The organism is Rhizorhabdus wittichii, from assembly GCF_017607425.1.
GTDB classification, from domain to species: Bacteria; Pseudomonadota; Alphaproteobacteria; order Sphingomonadales; family Sphingomonadaceae; genus Rhizorhabdus; species Rhizorhabdus wittichii.
In genome coordinates this window covers 2052557-2071944 of record NZ_CP059319.1, presented here as the reverse complement: position 1 = coordinate 2071944, position 19388 = coordinate 2052557, and the positions used below count along the sequence as shown (strand labels likewise).

Annotated in this window: 23 protein-coding genes and 1 pseudogene; 16 read left to right on the top strand and 8 right to left on the bottom strand. The window is 67.5% G+C overall.

All coding sequences use genetic code 11. The annotated features are described in order from the left end of the window. The first annotated feature begins 206 nt into the window (after positions 1-206). From HRJ34_RS09845 to HRJ34_RS09830, 4 genes and pseudogenes are all read left to right on the top strand, one after another. Positions 207-998: pseudogene (locus HRJ34_RS09845) on the top strand (sulfite exporter TauE/SafE family protein). A gap of 335 nt (positions 999-1333) precedes the next feature. Beyond that, a complete protein-coding gene (locus tag HRJ34_RS09840; RefSeq protein ID WP_041379383.1) occupies positions 1334-1765 on the top strand; it encodes a DUF3237 domain-containing protein in 432 nt (143 codons plus the stop codon). A gap of 91 nt (positions 1766-1856) precedes the next feature. Beyond that, a complete protein-coding gene (locus HRJ34_RS09835) occupies positions 1857-2414 on the top strand; it encodes a carboxymuconolactone decarboxylase family protein (protein WP_029994886.1) in 558 nt (185 codons plus the stop codon). A 105-nt stretch (positions 2415-2519) separates the two neighbouring features. Then, positions 2520-2963 (top strand): nuclear transport factor 2 family protein, encoded by a 444-nt coding sequence (locus HRJ34_RS09830; RefSeq protein WP_041379820.1) that lies wholly within the window; start codon positions 2520-2522, stop codon positions 2961-2963. 181 nt (positions 2964-3144) lie between these two features. Here the strand turns inward: HRJ34_RS09830 and HRJ34_RS09825 are convergent, their stop codons facing one another. Together HRJ34_RS09825 and HRJ34_RS09820 are read right to left on the bottom strand one after the other, a co-directional pair. Next, complete coding sequence (locus HRJ34_RS09825; protein ID WP_016745960.1) at positions 3145-3381, bottom strand: hypothetical protein; 237 nt, start codon at positions 3379-3381, stop codon at positions 3145-3147. Beyond that, the gene (locus tag HRJ34_RS09820; RefSeq protein ID WP_012050564.1) at positions 3378-3644 is read right to left on the bottom strand and encodes a hypothetical protein; all 267 of its coding nucleotides are present in this window, start codon (positions 3642-3644) and stop codon (positions 3378-3380) included. Before HRJ34_RS09820 ends, HRJ34_RS09825 begins: the two co-directional genes overlap by 4 nt. 234 nt (positions 3645-3878) lie before the next feature. Between HRJ34_RS09820 and HRJ34_RS09815 the strand changes: the two genes are divergently transcribed. Continuing rightward, complete coding sequence (locus HRJ34_RS09815; RefSeq protein ID WP_012050565.1) at positions 3879-4124, top strand: hypothetical protein; 246 nt, start codon at positions 3879-3881, stop codon at positions 4122-4124. Positions 4125-4309: 185 nt separating this feature from the next. Here the strand turns inward: HRJ34_RS09815 and HRJ34_RS09810 are convergent, their stop codons facing one another. Next, the gene (locus HRJ34_RS09810; RefSeq protein ID WP_016745958.1) at positions 4310-4837 is read right to left on the bottom strand and encodes a hypothetical protein; all 528 of its coding nucleotides are present in this window, start codon (positions 4835-4837) and stop codon (positions 4310-4312) included. Positions 4838-4948: 111 nt separating this feature from the next. Here HRJ34_RS09810 and HRJ34_RS09805 point away from each other — a divergent pair, with 111 nt between their 5' ends. The 6 genes from HRJ34_RS09805 (at position 4949) to HRJ34_RS09780 (ending at position 11482) form a co-directional block, all read left to right on the top strand. Continuing rightward, positions 4949-5593: a hypothetical protein gene (locus HRJ34_RS09805; protein WP_029994890.1), complete on the top strand. Its 645-nt coding sequence runs from the start codon at positions 4949-4951 to the stop codon at positions 5591-5593. Between the two features lie 93 nt (positions 5594-5686). Next, entirely contained in the window at positions 5687-6472 is a 786-nt protein-coding gene (locus HRJ34_RS09800) for a transglutaminase-like domain-containing protein (protein WP_208633975.1), read from the top strand. A gap of 82 nt (positions 6473-6554) precedes the next feature. Next, positions 6555-8369: a DUF885 domain-containing protein gene (locus tag HRJ34_RS09795; RefSeq protein ID WP_016745956.1), complete on the top strand. Its 1815-nt coding sequence runs from the start codon at positions 6555-6557 to the stop codon at positions 8367-8369. Between the two features lie 91 nt (positions 8370-8460). Further along, positions 8461-9813: an amidase gene (locus tag HRJ34_RS09790; protein ID WP_208633974.1), complete on the top strand. Its 1353-nt coding sequence runs from the start codon at positions 8461-8463 to the stop codon at positions 9811-9813. A 78-nt stretch (positions 9814-9891) separates the two neighbouring features. Continuing rightward, positions 9892-10326, top strand: coding sequence for a hypothetical protein (locus tag HRJ34_RS09785; RefSeq protein ID WP_012050570.1), 435 nt, complete (start codon positions 9892-9894; stop codon positions 10324-10326). A gap of 22 nt (positions 10327-10348) precedes the next feature. Continuing rightward, positions 10349-11482, top strand: a complete 1134-nt coding sequence (locus tag HRJ34_RS09780; protein ID WP_208633973.1) for a PQQ-dependent sugar dehydrogenase — start codon at positions 10349-10351, stop codon at positions 11480-11482. A 107-nt stretch (positions 11483-11589) separates the two neighbouring features. Here the strand turns inward: HRJ34_RS09780 and HRJ34_RS09775 are convergent, their stop codons facing one another. The 3 genes from HRJ34_RS09775 to HRJ34_RS09765 all read right to left on the bottom strand — a co-directional run bounded on the left by HRJ34_RS09775 (position 11590) and on the right by HRJ34_RS09765 (position 13284). Further along, entirely contained in the window at positions 11590-12375 is a 786-nt protein-coding gene (locus tag HRJ34_RS09775) for a GNAT family N-acetyltransferase (protein WP_208633972.1), read from the bottom strand. Positions 12376-12608: 233 nt separating this feature from the next. Further along, positions 12609-12893 carry an HNH endonuclease gene (locus HRJ34_RS09770; RefSeq protein ID WP_016745952.1) on the bottom strand — a complete coding sequence of 95 codons (285 nt, stop codon included), beginning with the start codon at positions 12891-12893 and terminating at the stop codon, positions 12609-12611. Positions 12894-12900: 7 nt separating this feature from the next. Next, the gene (locus HRJ34_RS09765; RefSeq protein ID WP_016745951.1) at positions 12901-13284 is read right to left on the bottom strand and encodes a response regulator; all 384 of its coding nucleotides are present in this window, start codon (positions 13282-13284) and stop codon (positions 12901-12903) included. Between the two features lie 222 nt (positions 13285-13506). Between HRJ34_RS09765 and bufA2 the strand changes: the two genes are divergently transcribed. Genes bufA2 through HRJ34_RS09750 form a run of 3 tightly spaced genes read left to right on the top strand, consistent with a single transcriptional unit; the run spans position 13507 to position 15408 of the window. Then, positions 13507-13782: a BufA2 family periplasmic bufferin-type metallophore gene (gene bufA2, locus HRJ34_RS09760; protein WP_012050575.1), complete on the top strand. Its 276-nt coding sequence runs from the start codon at positions 13507-13509 to the stop codon at positions 13780-13782. A 46-nt stretch (positions 13783-13828) separates the two neighbouring features. Beyond that, entirely contained in the window at positions 13829-14665 is an 837-nt protein-coding gene (gene bufB / locus HRJ34_RS09755) for an MNIO family bufferin maturase (protein ID WP_029994896.1), read from the top strand. After that, entirely contained in the window at positions 14662-15408 is a 747-nt protein-coding gene (locus HRJ34_RS09750; RefSeq protein ID WP_208633971.1) for an HvfC/BufC N-terminal domain-containing protein, read from the top strand. The genes bufB and HRJ34_RS09750 overlap by 4 nt, the downstream gene beginning before the upstream one ends. 12 nt (positions 15409-15420) lie before the next feature. Here the strand turns inward: HRJ34_RS09750 and HRJ34_RS09745 are convergent, their stop codons facing one another. Next, positions 15421-16356 carry a DUF808 domain-containing protein gene (locus tag HRJ34_RS09745; RefSeq protein ID WP_012050578.1) on the bottom strand — a complete coding sequence of 312 codons (936 nt, stop codon included), beginning with the start codon at positions 16354-16356 and terminating at the stop codon, positions 15421-15423. A gap of 104 nt (positions 16357-16460) precedes the next feature. Between HRJ34_RS09745 and HRJ34_RS09740 the strand changes: the two genes are divergently transcribed. Both HRJ34_RS09740 and HRJ34_RS09735 read left to right on the top strand, forming a co-directional pair. Beyond that, on the top strand, positions 16461-17486 hold the full coding sequence (locus HRJ34_RS09740; protein WP_012050579.1) for a potassium channel family protein: 1026 nt from the start codon (positions 16461-16463) through the stop codon (positions 17484-17486). 42 nt (positions 17487-17528) lie between these two features. After that, positions 17529-17750 (top strand): DUF2093 domain-containing protein, encoded by a 222-nt coding sequence (locus HRJ34_RS09735; RefSeq protein ID WP_012050580.1) that lies wholly within the window; start codon positions 17529-17531, stop codon positions 17748-17750. On the opposite strand, the gene HRJ34_RS09730 is transcribed toward HRJ34_RS09735, so the two are convergent. Continuing rightward, positions 17734-19332, bottom strand: a complete 1599-nt coding sequence (locus tag HRJ34_RS09730) for an NAD(P)/FAD-dependent oxidoreductase (RefSeq protein ID WP_208633970.1) — start codon at positions 19330-19332, stop codon at positions 17734-17736. The genes HRJ34_RS09735 and HRJ34_RS09730 overlap by 17 nt on opposite strands. Between the last annotated feature and the right edge of the window lie 56 nt (positions 19333-19388).

Here is a 19388-nt window from a genome sequence, read left to right as displayed (position 1 = left end):
AAGGGGCACATGGACCAACTCGAGCGGCTGGCCGGCACAGGCCCGATCGCGATCGCCGCCCGCCTGGGGTCGCGCGCCGCCATCGTTCACGGATTGACGGATCGTCTTCCAGCTACAACGATGCGGATCATGGCTGACCGATTTGCTGATCTGCCCCGTCGACCTCGTCCCGGAGGTGCGGCACCTCGCCGGAGATCACTCCGCCGATGATTCCCGTGGATTGGCTCAATGCGCTCGCCGGCCTGCTGGTCGGGACCATCGTCGGCATGACGGGCGTCGGCGGCGGATCGCTGATGTCGCCCATCCTGATCCTGCTGTTCGGTGTCGCCCCGGCGACGGCGGTCGGCACCGACCTGTGGTTCGCCGCGGCGACCAAGACGGTCGGGTCGATCGTCCACCACCGGCAGAACAGTGCCGACCATCGCATCGTCGGCTGGCTGTGCCTGGGCAGCATCCCCGCAGCGGTGCTGACGCTGGTGCTGCTCTTCGAGTTCGGCGGGCATCAGGAGAAGAGCGGGTTCATCGTCACCCTGCTCGGCGGCATGCTGATCATAACCTCGTTCGCGACGCTGTTCCGCCGCCGGCTCGTCCACGCGATGATCGACACCGACGACGAGGTGAAGGCGCGCCGTTTCATCCGGTTCCAGCCGGTCTGACCGTCGCGGCGGGGCGGTGCTCAGGACGCTCGTCACGCTGACGTCGGTCGGGGCGGGGGCGTTGGGGCGACGCTGCTGCTGATGCTCTATCCGCTACGGCTGACCGCGCGGAAACTGGTCGGCACCGACATCATGCACGCGGTGCCGCTCACCCTGGTCGGAGGGATCGGCTATCTGATCGCCGGAAGCGTCGACCTGCGGCTGCTCGGCATGCTGCTGATCGGATCGATCCCCGGCATCGTCATCGGATCGCGGTTGACCCTGTGGCTGGACGAGCGGATCATCCAGCGCTGCCTGGCGGTGGTGCTGTTCATCACCGGCATCAAGCTGGTGACCGTTTAGGGCGATTTGCGATCCGATCGAAGCAGGTCGGTCGCTCCGGATATTTGTCCTGCAGCGGTTTCTGGATCGCCGGATGTTTCCATTCCCCTGGAAATCGCTTCAAGGACGAGCGGCCTTGTTCGCCGTCCCATGGTCCTGTCGACCTCGGTCCGTCGGTCGTTCCGCCTGAAATGGAATGGGATGCTTCGCGGGAGCAGCCGCACGACGGAAGCGGTGCAGATATCGGGAAAGCGAGTTGAATGTAACTTTGCGCGGCGTCAATTTTCCACACGCGATATCCGCAAAAAGAACATCGATACCGCTGAGATCCGGATAATGGAGAGGAACGAATCCGCATGTCCATGGCGTTGCGCCCCTTTGGGATCATGAGGATATTTCCCGATTTTTCGATCCGCCATGACGGCCCCATCGCGATGAGACTGGCAGCGCGTCTCGGCCGGCTCGAATGGCGCAACGAACTATTGGGCGATGTCAGCATGCATGTGGGCATGGGCAGCTATCTTCAAGGCGCCCACGCCGCTCATGTAACCGTGCGAATGTCGTTGCAGGCCGGTGACGGCACGCCATTCTACTTCCAGTATATTTCTGTCGGCGAAATGGAGGCGCATCTCCGCGGCGAAGCGCCGGTCATGCTTTCCGGACAAATCGAGATCGACCCGCGCCATGAAGACTTTTCCTGGCTCAATCGCGTGCAGCTGGTCGGTCGAGGCATGCTGTCGGAAATGCCCCTCTGTCAAAGTTATGAGATGGCCATTTTGGAGGGCTAGGCCTTCGCGGCAGGCCGCTCCCATGACATCCCTATTCGATCGGATCATCGCGTTGTTTTATAATAGATAATAAATATTTCAGGAGAAAATGATGCGTATATCGATACCGGATGACAATCCTGATCCTTTCTCCAGCCTGGGAGATTATTTTTCGCCGGAGATGGTCAGGGCATCCAATGGTTTTTCGCAAACTGTCTACAAGAAAACAAAATTGCCGTTGCGCATATTCGAAGGCGCCAGGGCGCGTACGGCTGAAATCAACGGATGCATGGTTTGTCGAGCGTTTCGCGCCAAAAGGGATTTGCAGGATTTCTATAAATCATCGGGCGTTGATTCATCCAATACGGTAATCGAAAATGGCGCCGCTCCAGACGAAGAATTCTACCAGAATATAACGAACTGGAAATCATATCCGGCCTATAGCGAACGTGAGAGGCTGGCCATCGAATATGCGGAACGCTTCTGCATCGAGCCGCAAGCCCTGGCGAAGGACGATATCTTCTGGGAAAGGACCAAACGCGCATTCTCGGATGAGGAAATCGTCGACCTCAGCCAATGCGTGGCGTCTTTCATCGCGACCGGCCGGGTCGCTCACGTCCTCGGCCTGGACAAGGTCTGTTCCATCATCGAACTGGGCGCCGCAGAATAGACCCGCGCCCGCCTGCGGGCCGCCGCTTCCTGAAGGCAACGGCTATTCCGTTCACCCGACCGGGCGACCCGTTGCCTTCGATATCCTGTGGAAAGGGACGCGATCATGAGCGGTGATATTCGCGCGGCCATCACGGACCAGTTGGGCAATTTCGCCCGACTTTTGGACAGGAAGAGCTGGGGAGCGCTCGACCGGGTGTTTTCCGCCGAGGTCGCTTTCGATTATGGGGAAGGGCGTAAGGGGGCAGGGCTGCCCGCATTGCGCGATCTCTTTCGCCGTCATCTCGATCTGTGCGGCCCATCCCAGCACTTGCTTGGCAGCATCGTGATCGATCTGACCGATCCCTCCGCGCCGATCAGCTTCAGCTATGTCCAGGCGAGACATTGCGGGAAGGGCGAAACCGCTGGTGAATGGTTCGACACGAGTGGCGAGTATAGCGATACCTGGCGACGCGCGCAGGGCGAATGGAAGATCGTCCAACGGGTCGCGGACTTCCCCTTGATAGCAGGCAATCCCGAAGTGATCGCGTTCGATCAGGTGGAGCCATAGGCTACGGACTTCGACCGGAACGCCATCTGCAAATGTTCGCCGCCACCATCCTATGGTGGTGCTGATCGAGTCTCGAGCCTAGAGCGGTTCACGATCCGATTGCATCGGATCGGCCGCTCTAGGCTGTTGTTTTACCGCGATTTCCGAGTCGGCAGATGTTTCCATCTGCCTAGAAATCGCTCTAAAGGGCGGCGCGTTCGATCATCGCCCAACTCACTCCCGGAAAGGCGTCCTCGATCAACCGGCGGGCGAGCAAGCGGCTCGTCTCCGCGCAGTGGTCCGCCCGCTGCGCGGCCTCGGCATGCCGGTCGCGGTTGCCCGGCGACAGGTCGTGATGGCGGGCATCCTCCTCCGCCTGCGCGATGGCGGACAGGACCGAGGCGAGCCGGAGGCCGCGATGTGCCGTGCCGTCGCTCATGCCTCGCGCCCGCCCGCATCGATCCAGGCGCCGTGGATCGCGTCGATCTCGAACAGATCATAGGCGGCGTGAAGACAGTCGGCCCAGGCCGCGTCGCGCAATCCGGCGGCGGTGGCGAACAGGCGCCGGTCGCGATCGTCGGCATAGCCGCGACGGGCCGCCGCCGTCGCCGACCAATGGCGGAGATTACGCAGCGCGCGCTGGAGCGCGTCGATCTCGATCACCTCGCGGCAACCGGTGTCGATGATTGGTTGGAAGGTCATCACGGCTCCGGAAAGAGTCATGCTGTATATACAATATTCTTGTACAAAGTCAATCTAGATTCTGGGACCCGAGGTCCGCTGCCCGGTCCATTTGTTAAAAGCTGTTAAGCAATCAAATGAAGGGTTTGGCTGTCATGGTGTGAACAATTGTAACTTCGACGGAAGTCCTATTTTCTTGTTTACCATTGAGGCGCACAGCGGAGAGGCGGACGCTATGGGCAAAGGTGAGTCGCGATGAACATGATGACGACGGACTGGGTAGAGCAGGCGGAGGACCTTCCCTTCGACGCCCTCGCCCGGATGGGGCTTCCCCTCATCGAACAGCAGCGGCCTCGGCCGCCGGCCTGGATGATCGCCCCGTCCTTCCGGGCGGAGCCGGCCGCCATCATGTCCGGCGGCACCGATCCCCAGGCGGGTTCCGCCTCGGCCGCCATGCAACCCTATCGTTCGATTCGCGACGTTCCCCGCCGGGTCCGATAGGCTCGGCCTGCCCGCGGTTTCCCCGCCGCGGGCATTTTTTTTGCGCCATCGATAGGAAAAATCCTAGACATGTAGGATCGGATGGATAGGATCGAACATAACAAGAACAAGCGCGAGTCGATCCATGGGCGAACCGGTCTATCGGGCGTCGCCGGGCTGCCATCTCAACTGCCCGGCCTGCGACATCAGATGTGCGATCCTGGCCGGCGAGGCCCACGACGCCTGGCAGGCGATGCAGCGTCTTCGCCGGGAGCAGGCCAATGCGCCCGAACCGGCACGGGCGGCGATGTTGTCGCGCGCTGAAGCGCGGATGGCAGACGCCGCGCAAGCGTTTGCGCGAGCGCGTCGCGACGGCCGGCGGGGACCTCGTCCTCCAGCATGGTCTCGAACATGCGGGTCAGGGCTTCTTCACTAGGAAAGGCGACGTCGAGGCGGAGATATTGGACGGTGGGCGCCTGGGCGGCGACGTCGGCTGCGGCCTCGTCGTCGGACAGGCCGGCGAGCGCCAGCACCTCGCGAGGTTCGACGCCATGGGGGTGAAGCGCGGCGGCGATCCGGCGGGCGGCGTCGATCGGGAGGAGGCCGGTGAAACGGCGTTCCTCATAATAGGCATAGCGGGTGTCGAGCGGGCTTCCCAGCAGCGCCGCGAAGGCGCGCATCGAGAGCCCGGATCGGGCGCGCAGCAGGCGCATGCGTTCGAAAGGCAGGGACATCGACTCACTCCTCGGCCATCGGTCGAGGATATCCGTAAATCTTGTGCAAGATTGTTCAACCAATTTGTCGGCGGGACGACCGGCGACCAGCGACGAGGAGCGAGATCGGGCATGGCCAGAGCGGGACGCAAGCGCAAGGCGGGGGCACGGAACAAGGCGGGGCGGCTGATCGCCATCGGCGGGCCGCGTCTCGATCGTGGGACGGCGGAGTTGCGGCTGCACCGCGCGCTGCGCGCCGGGCCGCTCGACCCAGCCACGCAGCGGCTGTGGCAGCGCGGCAAGGCTGAGGAGGCCGCCGCGGCGATCGGGACCGGCGACCATGGCCAGGCGGTCGACGCGGTCGGCCGCGCCTGGCTGGCGGACCTGCTCGCCCATCCGGTGCGCGACGGCGCGGCGATGCGCGACGCGGGGCGGGTGCTCTTCAAGCTCTACTGGGCGCATTATGCCGAGCTGGCGCCGAGCGGCGGCCTTTATCGCGAGCTCGCCGGACGCGGCGTGGTACGGTTTGGCGCGACGGGCGACATCGAGCGCGCCGCGCAGCTCGAGGCGGCGCTCAACCGGCGGCTGGCGATCCTCGACGATTGCGGGCGCGACGTGCGCCGGGCGGTCGAAAGCCTGTGCGTCGACCATCATTTCGAGTTCGGCCCCGCCTGGCTCGACCGGCTGATCGCCGCGCGGCGGGAGGGGCGGCCGGCCGGCGAGGAGGACCGGCGGCGGATCGAGGCCGCGGTGCTGGGGCTGGCCGCGCTGACCTGATTCGGGGCGTCCAGGGATGGATGTGGAACTTTCCCGCTCCATCGGGGTCATTCGCTCGGCTGGCCATGCTTCGCGCCGGCAGGGAGCACGGCCATGCGTTTGCGGATCGATGCGGATCTTCGCTATGCGATGAGCGAGCCGGTCGATGTTCTGCTGATGATCGAAGCCGCAGAGCTGCCCGACCAGACGCCGATCGACGACCGGCTGGCGATCGACGGTATCGGTCCGCTGCGCGCCATCGCCGGGGAGGATGGCGTCGGCCGGCGCCGGTGGATGCGCGCGGACGGCGATTTCCATGCGCATTACCAGGCCGTGGTGGAGGTCGACCGGCGCCCGGTGACGATCGACGAATTGCCGATCACTCCGCGCCGAGAATTGCCGCCGGAGGTCATCCCCTATCTGTGGCCCAGCCGCTATTGCGAGGCGGACCGGTTCGAGGCCTTCGTCGCGCGTGAGTTTCCGGGCGACAATCACGGCCGGAAGATCCTCGCCATGGCTCGCTGGATTCGCGAGCATCTCGATTATCGTCCGGGTTCCACCGACGTGCGGACCACGGCGGTCGACGTGTTCGTCTCCAGACAGGGCGTCTGTCGGGACTTCGCCCACCTGCTCGCCAGCCTGGCACGGGCGGCGGGCGTGCCCGCACGGCTGGCGTCGGCCTATGCCTGGCGGCTCGACCCACCGGACTTTCATGCCGTGGTCGAAATCTGGCTGGCGGGCGACTGGTATCTGGTCGACCCGACCGAACTGGCCCCGCTCGATGGGCTGGTGCGGATCGCGATCGGCAGGGACGCGACGGACATCGCCTTCATGACGATCTTCGGGGCCGCAGAGCTGATCGGGCAGACCATCCGCGTGGAACGGATCGACGGGGATTGAGCCGCGCGGGGGCTCTGGCGCCGGTGGGAATGTTTCGCTTAATGTCGACCCATATCAAAAACTTGACCGAAGAGGGATCGCCATGGATCGCCGTACCTTCATCGCCTCGGCCGGCACCGCCGCCCTGATCGCCGGATTGCGACCCGCGCTGGCCCAGGCGCCGGCCACCGGCGGGGCCGACGCGAGGCTCAATGCCCTGTTCGACCGGATCTTCAACGATACGCTCGACACTTCGCCCCAATTCTGCACCGCGCTTGGCTATGACAAGGGCGACCGGGCCGCCGCCAAGAGCAAGCTCGACGACAATAGCGACGCGGGCATGCGCGACGATCTCGCCCACACCAGGAAATGGCTGGCCGAAGTCGAGGCCTTCCCGACCGCGGGGCTGTCGGAGGCCGGCGCGCTCAATCGCGAGATCGTCGGCTATTCGCTGCGCAACCAGACCGTCGCGCCGGAGCGGTTCGGGATCGACAGCGTGATCCGGCCTTATCGCATCTTCCAGCAGGGCGGCGCCTATTTCCAGCTTCCCGATTTCCTGAACGACGCGCATGTGATCGCCGACAAGGCGGATTGCGACGCCTATCTGGCGCGGCTCGACGCGCTGGGCGGGGTGCTCGACACCGACACCACCGTGCAGAAGGAACGGTCGTCGCGCGGCATCACCGCGCCGGACTTCGCGATCGACCTGACGATCGGCCAGCTCGAGAAGCTGCGCGGGGCGCCCGCCGCCGACAGCACGCTGGTCCGATCGCTGGCGCGGCGCGCGAAGGAGAAGGGCATCGCGGGCGACTTCGCCGGCCCGGCCGAGAAGATCGTCAGCGACAAGGTCTATCCTGCGCTCGACCGGCAGATCGCGCTGATGAAGCAGCTCCGCGCCACCACCGCGCCGGGCTCGGGCGTCTGGCGGCTGCGCGACGGCGAGGCGATCTACGCGGCGGCGCTGGCCCAGGCGACCACCACCAATTTCTCGCCCGAGGAGGTCCACAAGATGGGCCTGGAGCAGGTCGCCGAGATCAGCGCCGAACTCGATGCGATCCTGAAGGGCCAGGGGCTGACCAAGGGCGGGATCGGCGAGCGGCTGACCGCGCTCAACAAGGACCCCCGGCAGCTCTATCCCGACAGCGCCGAAGGGCGCGCCGCGCTGATCGCCTCGCTCAACGAAGGGGTGAAGGCGATGCACGCGAAGCTGCCGCGCTATTTCTCGCACGTGCCGGCCGCGCCGCTGGAGATCCGGGCGGTGCCGGTGGAGATCCAGGACGGGGCGTCGAACGGCTATTACAAGCGCGCGACGCTCGACGGGTCGCGGCCGGCCATCTACTTCATCAACCTGAAGGACGTCGGCGACTGGCCCAAATATACGCTGCCGGCGCTGACCTTCCACGAAGGCGTGCCGGGCCATCACCTCCAGATCAGCCTCGCGCAGGAGTCGAAGGACATCCCGACGCTGCGCAAGATCGGCTTCTTCGGCGCCTATAGCGAGGGCTGGGCGCTCTACGCGGAACAACTCGCTGACGAACTCGGGAGCTATGCCGATCCGCTCGAACGTGCCGGCTATCTCCAGTCCTTCCTGTTCCGCGCGGCGCGGCTGGTGGTCGACACCGGCATCCACACCCAGCGCTGGGAGCGCGACAAGGCGACCGCCTATATGGTCGGCACTACCGGCTTCGCGCAGCCGCGATCGCAGCGCGAGGTGGAGCGCTATTGCACCCAGCCGGGGCAGGCCTGTTCGTACAAGGTCGGTCACATGGCCTGGGTGCGCGCCCGCGCCAATGCGGAGAAGGCGCTCGGCGGCCGCTTCGACATCCGCCGGTTCCATGACGTGCTCAAGAGCGGGGCGATGCCGCTGACCGTGATGGAGCGGCTGGTCGAGGCGCGGACCAAGGCGCTGCTCGCCTGACGACGTCGGCCGGGGCGACATCGTCCAGTTGGACGATGCCGGACCCGGCCTGGCGGCCGACGGTTTCTTCTCCCGCAGGGAGGGCAGGCCGATGGACGAAGCGTTCGATCTCGACGTCACCGAATTGGGCAGTCGCTATCGTGACCGGACGTTGTCGCCGGTCGAGGTCGAACAGGGGCTGTCGGCGCGGATCGCCCGGCTCGATCCGGAGCTGGGCGCCTTCACCGCGCTGGCGGGAGAGGAAGCACGGACGGCGGCGCGGCAGGCGGAGGCCGAGCTCGCGGCCGGGATCGATCGCGGCCCGCTGCACGGCGTCCCGGTGACGGTCAAGGACCTCTGCCTCACCCGCGACATGCCGACCGCGGCGGGGCTGCGCGGCTTCGCGGAGCGGCTGCCCCGGCGCGACGCCGCCGTGGTGGCGCGGTTGCGCGAAGCGGGGGCGGTGCTGGTCGGCAAGACCTATACGACGGCGGGCGCCTTCGTCGATCCGGCGGCAGACCGGCCCTTTCCGCGCCATCCGGGACGCGCGGATATCTTTCCCGGGATGTCGTCGACCGGCGCTGGCGTGGCGGTGGCGGCGGGGCTCTGCTCGGTCGCGATCGGGACCGACACCGGCGGGTCGATCCGGCTGCCGTCGATGTGCTGCGGGGTGAGCGGGTTCAAGCCGGCCTATCGGCGGGTCGACGCCGAAGGCGTGTTCGAGTCCGCGCCATCGCTCGATCATGTCGGGCCGATCGCCCGCAGCGTCGCCGATCTGGCGGCGGCGATGACGGCGATCGGGGAGGGTGAGAGCCCGCGCGCCCTCGTCACCGATCTCGCGGCTGTGCGGATCGGCGTCGATCGCCGCGCCCTGGAACTGACCGGACCGAAAAGCCGGGGCGCAATCGAGCGGGCGATCGGGCTGTTCGGCGAGCTCGGCGTGACGGCGGTCGAGGTGACGCTGCCGCCGGTCGCGGAGCTGCTGGCGGCGACCGGCCGGTTGCAGGCGTGGGAGACGGCGGCGGTCCATGCCGCCTGGTATCCGGCCCATCGCGGGGACTATGGGCCGGGCCTCGCCGCGACGATCGACCGGGGCCGGGCGATGCAGGCCGGCGATCTCGACGATTTCGAAGCGGTTCGGGCCGCCTATCGCCAGCAGCTCGACGCGCTGTTCGCCACGGTCGACCTGATCATCCTGCCGGTGCTGACGATCGACACGCCGACGCTGGACGAATGGGAGGGGGCGATGCGGCAGGCGGACCCGCTGGGCGCGCGCTTCACCAAGCCGTTCAACGTGACCGGCCACCCCGCGCTCGCGCTGCCCGGCGGCTTCGATGCGGACGGCCTGCCGCTGGGCTTCCAGCTCGTCGCGCGGACGGCGGACGAAGCCTTGCTGCTCGGCGCCGGAGTCGCCTTCCAGAAGATCAGCGACTGGCATCGGGGCCTGTCGCGCGCCCTGCCGTAGCGCCGGGCCGGTCTTTCCCCTCGCCGGCGGGCGCCGCCAGACTGTGGCATAAGGGCGAAGTCCTGCTATATCGCGCGCATGAGCATGGTCGATATCGATGTGTGGGTCGGCAAGACGCTGTTCGTGCCGCCGATCGTCAAGCTGTGTCAGCTGACCCGGCAAAGCCAATATGCGATATCGCGCCTGTTCTGGTTCATCACCGCGCTCGACCAGCTCCGCATCGCCACCTCGCTGACGTCGCAGATCATCGCCGGGCTGTTCAGCCTGTTCATGATGGTGACGGCGTCGCTGCGCGCCGACATACCGGCGTTCAGCATGCGCTGGTTCCGGCTCGTCGCGCTGGTCTTCCTGCTGCTCGACGTCTTTTCCGGCGTGGTCAGCGGCGAGTGGAAGGGCGTCGAGATCTGGGTGCTGGTGCTGTTCGCCGAATATGCGGCGACGATCACCCACATCCCGCCCAGCGAGCGGAAGCGCGAGAGCCGCGCGACACGGACGAGCGAAGCGCGGCGCTGACGGCTGTTCAGGAGCAAGATCGATGCCGCGTCCCCGTCCCGCCCTGTCCTTCGCCATCCTCCTCGCCGCAGCGACGGCCGCGCCGGCGATCGCCGCGCAGGCGCCGATCACGGGGGGCCGGCCCTTCGCCGACAAGCCGTTCAAGGTGGCGGAGGTCGCGCGCTTCGACAGTCCCTGGGCAATGACCTTCCTGCCGGGCGGCCATATGCTGGTCACCGAGAAGGCGGGCCGGCTGCTGCTGCTGTCGCCCGACGGCGCGCGGCGCACTGCGGTCGAGGGCGTGCCCGCCGTCGATTCGAGCGGGCAGGGCGCGCTGGGCGAGGTCGTCGCGCATCCCGACTTCGCGACCAACGGCCTGGTCTATTTCAGCTATTCGGCGCCGGGATCGCCGAACGGCATCGTGCTGGCGCGCGGCAAGCTGGTCGGCGACCTTGCCGGCGCGCGGCTGGAGGGCGTGACGACGCTCTATCGCGCCCATCCGCTCAAGAGCGGCGGCCATTATGCGGGGCGGATCGCCTTCTCGCCCGACGGCCATCTCTTCTTCTCGATGGGCGAGCGGCAGAAATTCACGCCGGCGCAGGAGCCCGACGGCGTCCTCGGCAAGGTCGTCCGCCTGACGATGGACGGCCAGCCGGCGCCAGGCAATCCGCTGGCGGCGAAAGGGTTCGACTCGGCGGTCTGGAGCTATGGGCACCGCAATCCGTTGGGCCTGACCTTCGACCTCGAAGGGCGGCTGTGGGACGCGGAGATGGGACCCAAGGGCGGCGACGAGGTCAACCTGATCCTGCCGGGCCGCAACTATGGCTGGCCGATCGTCTCCAACGGCGACCATTATGACGGCAAGCCGATCCCCGACCATGTGACCCGGCCCGAGTTCGAGGCGCCGAAGGTGAGCTGGAACCCGTCGATCTCGCCGTCGAGCCTGCTGGTCTATTCGGGCAAGCTCTTCCCCCAATGGCGCGGCAAGGCGCTGGTCGGCGCGCTGTCGGGCGAGATGCTGATCCTCGTCGACCTGGGCGAGGAGGGCGCGAAGGAAGAGGCGCGCTATGCGATGGGCCAGCGCATCCGCGCGGTGGACCAGGGGCCCGATGGCGCGGTCTATGTGCTGGAGGACAAGGCGGGCGGGCGATTGCTGCGGCTGATGCCGGCGGGCTGACGCCCGCTAGACTCGCTCCGGTTCAGGTTGAACCGGATCGAGTCCGCCTTCCCCTGGTTTGCCATGATTTCCGAGCCGGCAGATGTACCATCTGCCTCGAAATCACTCTAGGGCCGCCGCAGGACGAGGACCGAAACCTCGCAGCGGATGCGGAAGCCGAGCGACTCGTAGAGCCGGATCGCGCCGGTGTTGCTGGCATAGGCATGGAGGAAGGGGACCTCGCCCCGCACCGCGATCCGGTTGGCGACGATCGCGGAGAGGAGGCCGGCGAGGCCCTGTCCGCGGAAATCGGGATGGGTGCAGACGCCGCTGACCTCGCAATGGCCCGGCGGCTTCAGCCGCTCGCCCGCCATCGCGGCGAGCCGTCCGTCGATCCGGATGCCGATGAAGCCGCCGAAAAGATGGGTGTTCGGCAGGAAGGGGCCGGGCTCGGTGAGCGTCGCCAGCGCGAGCATCTCGGGCGCGTCGGCATCGCCGAGCGGCACGACCCGGCCATCGGGCCGCGCGGGTTGGAGTGCTTCGGCGACCATCTGGACCCCCACCGCCTCCTTGTCGACGATCGCGCCGGGCGGAACGGCGATCGGGCCGGCTTCGAGCAGGACGAGGGCGCCATCCGAGGGGAGCAGCCCGGTCAATGCCGATTGCGCCTCGATCGAGCTGTCGCGGGCGGCGGCGAAAGGGCTGATGTCGGGCCGGTAGCGCCGAGCCCCCGGATCGCCCAGCGCGAAGGCCGCATGCCGGTCCGCCAGCGCCTCCCAGATCGGACGATCGAGCGGATGCGCGCTCGTGGACGCGCTGGACGGCGAAGATGGCAAGCGATGGCCCCCGGACGACTGGCTTTGGGGCGTGACGCCCCGCCCTGGAGGACGGCGGGGCGGGGCACGCTCAAGCACAAACCGCCCCCGAATATGCGCGGCATTGTGCCCTGTCGAAGGCTATAGCGCATTTTCAGGCCGTCCGCGAGAGGCACGGAGCAAAGTCGCGATACTCAAAGGGAAAAACCCGCCGGGCCGTGGTCCCGGCGGGTTCGTTCTCCTAAAAAGCCGGGGGTAGAGGGGGCTTTCCGGCCTGTCGGTAAAACCGTCGGCCCATTGCCCGGGTTCCGCCGCATAGCCCCGCTTTTCGGTCATCGACGCCGGATCGTCCGGGTCGGGGCGTGGAAGTCGGGGGGCTTGTCGGCGATCCATGCCAGGAAGCGGGCGACGTCCGGATGCCGGCGCACCGGGTCGGGATCGGCGGGAAGGCGCGCCAGTTCGGCATTGCTGAAATGGGCATGGATGGTGCGGTGGCAGATCGGGTGGAGCGGCACCGTCTCGCGCCCGCCCCGGCTTTTCGGATGCGGGTGATGCCATTCGATCCGCCGGCCGAGCGAACGACCGCACAGCCAGCAGCGAGGATCGGTCGTCGACATCCAGATCCTAGTCGAGCAGCCGGGCCAGTTCGGCGAGCAGCGCGGCGGCGCGATAGGGCTTCTGGAGGAAGGGAACCGGGGCCGGCACCGTCGCATCCTCGCGCTGGAGATGGCCCGAGGTCAGGATCAGCGGCAGGCCGGGCCAGCGTTCGCGCACCCGATGGGCCAGTCCGAGCCCGTCGATCGTCCCCGGCATCTTGATGTCGGTGAAGACGAGGTCGATCTCATCATGCACTTCGAGCAGGATCAGCGCCTGATCGGCATCCTGCGCCTCGATCGTCGCATAGCCGGCATCCTCGATCGCATCGACCGCGATCATGCGCACGAACAACTCGTCCTCGACGACGAGGACGGTCGCCTTGCCACGGGTCGAATTCTTCCTTCCCTGCAACTCCGCTCGTCCCACCGGCGTGTCGTTGCATCTTCCGGTGCCCGATTTTCGTTACGGAATCCAGAGCAGGCCCCTCTATAATGGCGGGCGGCTCGTCGCGATGCGCGGAAGAGTCCCGATGGTGCGATGCTGGTGAAATAATCATCGGGCAGTGGAACCCGGTCTCGGGCCGCGCCGTATCTGCCCGCGCCACCCAAGGCATGAACCAGGGGAGAATGTAGGATGTCCACCGTCAAGACCGGCGTCAGTGCCGCCGCTTCCGCCGCCCTCATCGCCTTTGCCGCGATGCAGGCCGCGCCCGCGCTGGCGGATGCCGCCACCGAAGCCAAGACCGTCCACTGCTATGGCGTCAACAGCTGCAAGGGCGCGTCCGACTGCGCCACGGCCGAGCATTCGTGCAAGGGCCAGAACGCCTGCAAGGGCCAGGGCTACAAGGAGATGACCGCCGACGCCTGCAAGGCGGCCGGCGGCACCACCACCGAGCCCAAGAAGAAATAAGGTCCGGAACGGCCGGGCGGCTCGTTCGCCCGGCCGGTCTCCCGCGATGTCCGGCATGTCCCGCTCCCTCTTCGGCCTCGGCCTGCGCAAGCCGCATTATGGCGACTTCCTCGACGGTGATGCGCCCGTCGCGGTCGACTTCGTCGAGGTGATCTCCGAGAATTTCATGGTGCCCGGCGGACGGCCGCGCGACGTGCTGCGCCGGGTGCGCGAACGCCACCCGGTCGCGCTGCACGGCGTGTCGATGTCGGTGGGGTCGGCGGACGGGATCGACCGCGACTATCTGGCGCGGCTCCGCCTGCTGGCGGACGAGGTCGATCCGCTGTTCGTTTCCGACCATCTGTGCTGGACGCGGATCGAGGGGTTCAATGCGCACGACCTGTTGCCGCTGCCCTATACCGAGGAAGCGCTCGATGTGGTCTGCGCCAATATCGCGATCGCGCAGGACGTGCTCGGCCGGGCGATGCTGATCGAGAATCCGTCGAGCTATGTCGCCTTCGACGCACCGATGACCGAATGGGAATTCCTCGACGCGATGTGCGCCCGCACCGGCTGCGGGCTGCTGCTCGACGTCAACAACATCTATGTCAGCGCGACCAATCACGGCTTCGACGCGCAGGCCTATCTGGCCGGCATCCCTGCCGACCGGGTCGCGCAGATCCATCTCGCGGGGCATAGCCAGGGACGCACGCTGCTGATCGACACGCACGACCGGCCGGTGCCGCCGCCGGTATGGGCGCTCTACGAGGCGGCAATCGCGAAGCTGGGTCCGGTCGCGACGATGATCGAGCGCGACGACGACATCCCGCCGCTGGCCGAACTGATCGACGAGCTGCAGGTCGCGCGCGACATGGCGAACGCGCACATGCGGAGGGCGGCGTGAGCCTGCTGGCGATGCAGCGCGATTTCCGCGCATGGCTGTCCGAATCCTCGGACGATGCCGCGCTGCGGATCGGCGAGGTGGCTCGGCCCGGGCTCGACGTCTATCACGACAATTATCGCTCGGCGCTGGCCAACTGCCTGGCCGAGGTGTTCGAGCGGGTACATCTGTGGATCGGCGAGGAGCGCTTCCGGTCGACGGCGGCGGCGCATATCGACGTCACCCCGCCGCACGCCTGGACGCTCGACGCCTATGCCGGCGACTTTCCGGAGACGCTCGACCTGCTGTTCCGCGACGATCCCGAGATCGCCGAACTGGGTTGGCTCGACCTCGCTTTGTCGGAAGCCTTCGTCGGCCCCGACGCCGTGCCGGTCGATCCGGGCCGGCTGGGCGAGGTCGACTGGGACCGCGCGGTGCTGCGCCTGTCGCCGACGCTGGCGACCTATGTCTTCCGCAGCAATGCGGCGGCGATCTGGTCGGCGCTGTCGGCGGGCGAGGTTCCCCCGGCCGCTGCGCTGCTGCCCGAACCGGTGACGATCCTGCTGTGGCGCAAGGGCCTGACGCCCTGTTTCCGGACGGCCGAGCCGGGCGAAGGGCAGGCAATCGCGCTCGCCCGGTCCGGCGCCGATTTCAACGCGATCTGTGCCGCGATGATCGAGCGGCTGGGCGAGCAGGAAGGCATCGCCGCAGCGGGTGGGTTCCTCGGGCGCTGGATCGGCGACGGTCTGGTCGTCGGGATCGATTGAGCCGAAGCGGCGTCAGTGCCCCTTGCCGCGCAGCTTGCCGGCGAGATGGACGATGGGGACGATCGCCCCGCCGACCGCGAGACCGGCGATGCCCGATCCGAATGCGGTAACCAGCCAGCCGACGATGCCGCCGATCGCCGGGGCGGCATGGGCGGCGGCTTCGCTGAGATGGTGGAGGAAATGGGCGGGAGCGGGGAAGCCGAGCACCTCGAGGCCGTGGACCAGGATGCCGCCGCCGACCCAGATCATCGCGGCGGTGCCGATGATCGACAGCCAGCGCATCACCACCGGCATGCCCTTGACGAGCGCGCAGCCCAGCGTGCGCGTCGCCGGCTTGCGGGCGAGGTGCAGGCCGATATCGTCCATCTTCACGATCAGTCCCACGACGCCGTAGACGCCGGCGGTGATCGCGACGCCGACCGCGGCGAGGACGATCGCCTGCATCGGGATCGTCTGGCTCGACACCTCGGCCAGCGCGATCGCCATGATCTCGGCCGACAGGATCAGGTCGGTGCGGATCGCCCCGGATATCTGTTCCTTCTCCAGCGTGGCCGGGTCGGTGGCGGCGACATGCTCCTCGACCGGATGATGGCCGCCCAGCGCCTCGATCACCTTCTCCGCCCCTTCGAAGCAGAGGAAGGCGCCGCCGAGCATCAGCAGCGGCGTCACCGCCCAGGGCGCGAAGGCGCTGAGCAACAGGGCGGCGGGCAGCAGGATGAGCAGCTTGTTGCGGAGCGATCCGACCGCGATCCGCGCGATGATCGGAAGCTCGCGATCGGGCGTCAGGCCGGTGACGTAGCGCGGCGTGACCGCGGCATCGTCGACCACGACGCCCACCGCCTTGGTGCCGGCCTTACCCGCCGCCGCGCCGACATCGTCGAGCGAGGCCGCGGCGAGCTTGGTCAGCCCCGCGATATCGTCCAGCAATGCGACCAGTCCCGACGCCATCGATCTTCCTTCCTGACCCTGCTTGGTGCATCCCTGTAGAGGGAGCGGCGAACGGGTCAAAGGCGAACTGCCTCCGTCGTGGCCGCCGGAACGAAAGGAACCCCGTGCTCCGCCCAAGACCGCGTCGTGACCAGAGGCTGCTTCTCCACCGCAAGAGCGGGACGCCGGTCTGGCTGTCGCTGCTGTGGCGGGTGGCGCTGGCCTTCGCGCTGATCGCGGTCGCGCTGGCCGGGCACTGGATCGACCGGGGCGGGTTGCGCGACAATATCGACGGCGCGATCAGCTTCGTCGACGTGCTCTATTTCACGATGATCACGGTCACCACGGTCGGCTATGGCGATATCGTGCCGGTGACCGAGCGGGCCCGCCTGTTCGACACCTTCGTCGTCACGCCGGTCCGGCTGTTCGTCTGGCTGATCTTCCTGGGGACCGCCTATGAATTCCTGCTCAAGCATGTCTGGGAGAAGTGGCGCATGAGCGTGATCCAGCGGAAGCTGCGCGGCCATGTCGTGATCGCCGGCTATGGCACGACCGGATCGGAGGCGGCGAGCGAGCTGGTCCGGCGCGGCCTCACGCCCGCCGAGATCGTCGTCATCGATCCGCGCCAGGACAATCTGCGCGCGGCCGAGGCGAGCGGCGCCAATGTGATCGACGGCGACGCGACCCGCAATTCGACCCTGGAGGCGGTGCGGGTCGCCGAAGCCAAGGCGATCATCGTCGCCGCCGGGCGTGACGATACGTCGATCCTGATCGTGCTCACCGCGCGGCGGCTGGCGCCCGGCGTGCCGATCAGCGTGATCATCCGGTCCGAGGACAATGAGGCGCTGGCGCGACAGGCGGGCGCCGACACGGTGATCAACCCGGCCAGCTTCGCCGGGCTGCTGCTGGCCGGATCGACCCATGGGCCGCACATCGCCGACTATATGGCCGACCTCGCCAATGCTGACGGGCGGGTGACGCTGCGCGAACGGGCCGTGTCGGCGGAGGAAGTGGGCAAGCCGCTGGCGGCGATCGTCACCGGCCTCGGCCTGCGGATCTACCGCGACGGGGCGCCTCACGGTTTCTGGGAGGAGGCCGCCGGCCGGCTGGAATCCGGCGACCAGATCGTCGAGGTGGTGCCGAGGAGTTGAGGCGGGGTTCCGTAGCGCGGGCCTGTCCTGTAGGATGGCGGGATGCTGTTCTCCGGTAAGCTCGCGATCCTGCGCTACGACACGCCCCAATTCTCCATCGTCCAGCGGGGCGACCATGTGCTGTGCGCGGTGACGGGGGAGCGGATTCCGCTCAACGAGCTGCGCTATTGGAGCGTCGATCATCAGGAGGCCTATCGCGGGCCGGCCGAGGCCCATGCCGCCTATGCGGCGGGCGGCGCCGCGCGGCTCAGCCGGCGAGGCTGAGCGCCACCGCTTCCGCCACCCTGATCCCGTCGACCGCGGCCGACAGGATTCCTCCCGCATAGCCCGCGCCCTCGCCCGCCGGGAACAGGCCGGCGACGTTGAGGCTCTGGAAATCCTTGCCGCGGGTGATGCGGATCGGTGACGAGGTGCGCGTCTCGACACCGGTCATGATCGCGTCGGGATCGTCATAGCGGGCGATCTGGCGACCGAAGACGGGCAGCGCCTCGCGCAGCGCGTCGATCGCGAAGTCGGGCAGGCAGAGCGACAGGTCGGTCGGGTGGACGCCCGGCTTGTAGGACGGCGTCACCGCGCCGAGCACGGTCGAGGGGCGGCGGGCGAGGAAGTCGCCGACCAGCTGGCCGGGCGCCGCGTAGCTCGATCCGCCGGCGACGAAGGCGCGCTCCTCCCAATGGCGTTGCAGGGCGATGCCGGCGAGTGGATGGCCGGGATAGTCGCGCTCGGGATCGATGCCGACGACGAGGCCCGAATTGGCGTTGAACTCCTTGCGCGAATATTGGCTCATGCCGTTGGTGACGACGCGGCCTTCCTCCGAGGTGGCGGCGACGACGCGGCCGCCGGGGCACATGCAGAAGCTGTAGACGGAGCGCCCGTTCGCGCAGTGGTGCGAGAGGGCATAGGCCGCCGCGCCGAGATCGGGGTGGCCGGCGCATTGGCCGAAGCGGGCCCGGTCGATCCAGCTCTGCGGATGCTCGATGCGGACGCCGATCGAGAAGGGCTTGGCCTCGATATGGACGCCGCGATCGTGGAGCGCGTGGAAGGTGGCGCGCGAGCTGTGGCCGACGGCGAGCACGACATGGTCGGTCTCGAGATAGTCGCCATTGTGGAGATGGAGCCCGCGCAGCCGGCCGTCGCGGATGTCGAAGTCGACGACGCGCTGCCCGAAGCGATATTCGCCGCCCAGTTCCTCGATCGTCGCGCGCATGGCCTCGACCATCGAGACCAGCCGAAAGGTGCCGATGTGCGGGTGCGCCTCGGTCAAGATCTCCTCGGGCGCGCCGGCCTTGACGAACTCGGTCAGCACCTTGCGGCCGAGGAAGCGCGGGTCCTTGATCTGGCTGTAGAGCTTGCCGTCGGAGAAGGTGCCCGCGCCGCCCTCGCCGAACTGGACGTTCGATTCCGGGTCGAGGACGCCCCGCCGCCACAAGCCCCAGGTGTCCTTGGTCCGCTCGCGCACCACCTTGCCGCGTTCGAGGATGATCGGGCGGAAACCCATCTGCGCCAGGATCAGCCCGGCGAACAGGCCGCAGGGGCCGGCGCCGATCACCACCGGGCGGGGTGCCCCGGCCGGCGCCGTGGCGACGAAGCGATAGCCGGTGTCGGGGGTCGGGCGGACATGGTTGTCGCTCGCGAAGCGCGCGAGGACGGCGGCCTCGTCGGCCAGGGTCACGTCGACCGAATAGACCATCAGGATCGCCGATTTGCGGCGCGCGTCGTTGGCGCGGCGGGCGACCTCCCAGCTCAGCAGATCGGCGGGGGCGATCCCCAGCCGAGCGACGATCGCGGCGGGCAGCGCCTCGGCCGGATGGTCGAGCGGCAGCTTGATTTCGGAAATGCGGAGCATGGCGCGGCTTTACGAGCCCGACGCCGGCACCGCAACGTTAGAGCACGTCCCAGAAC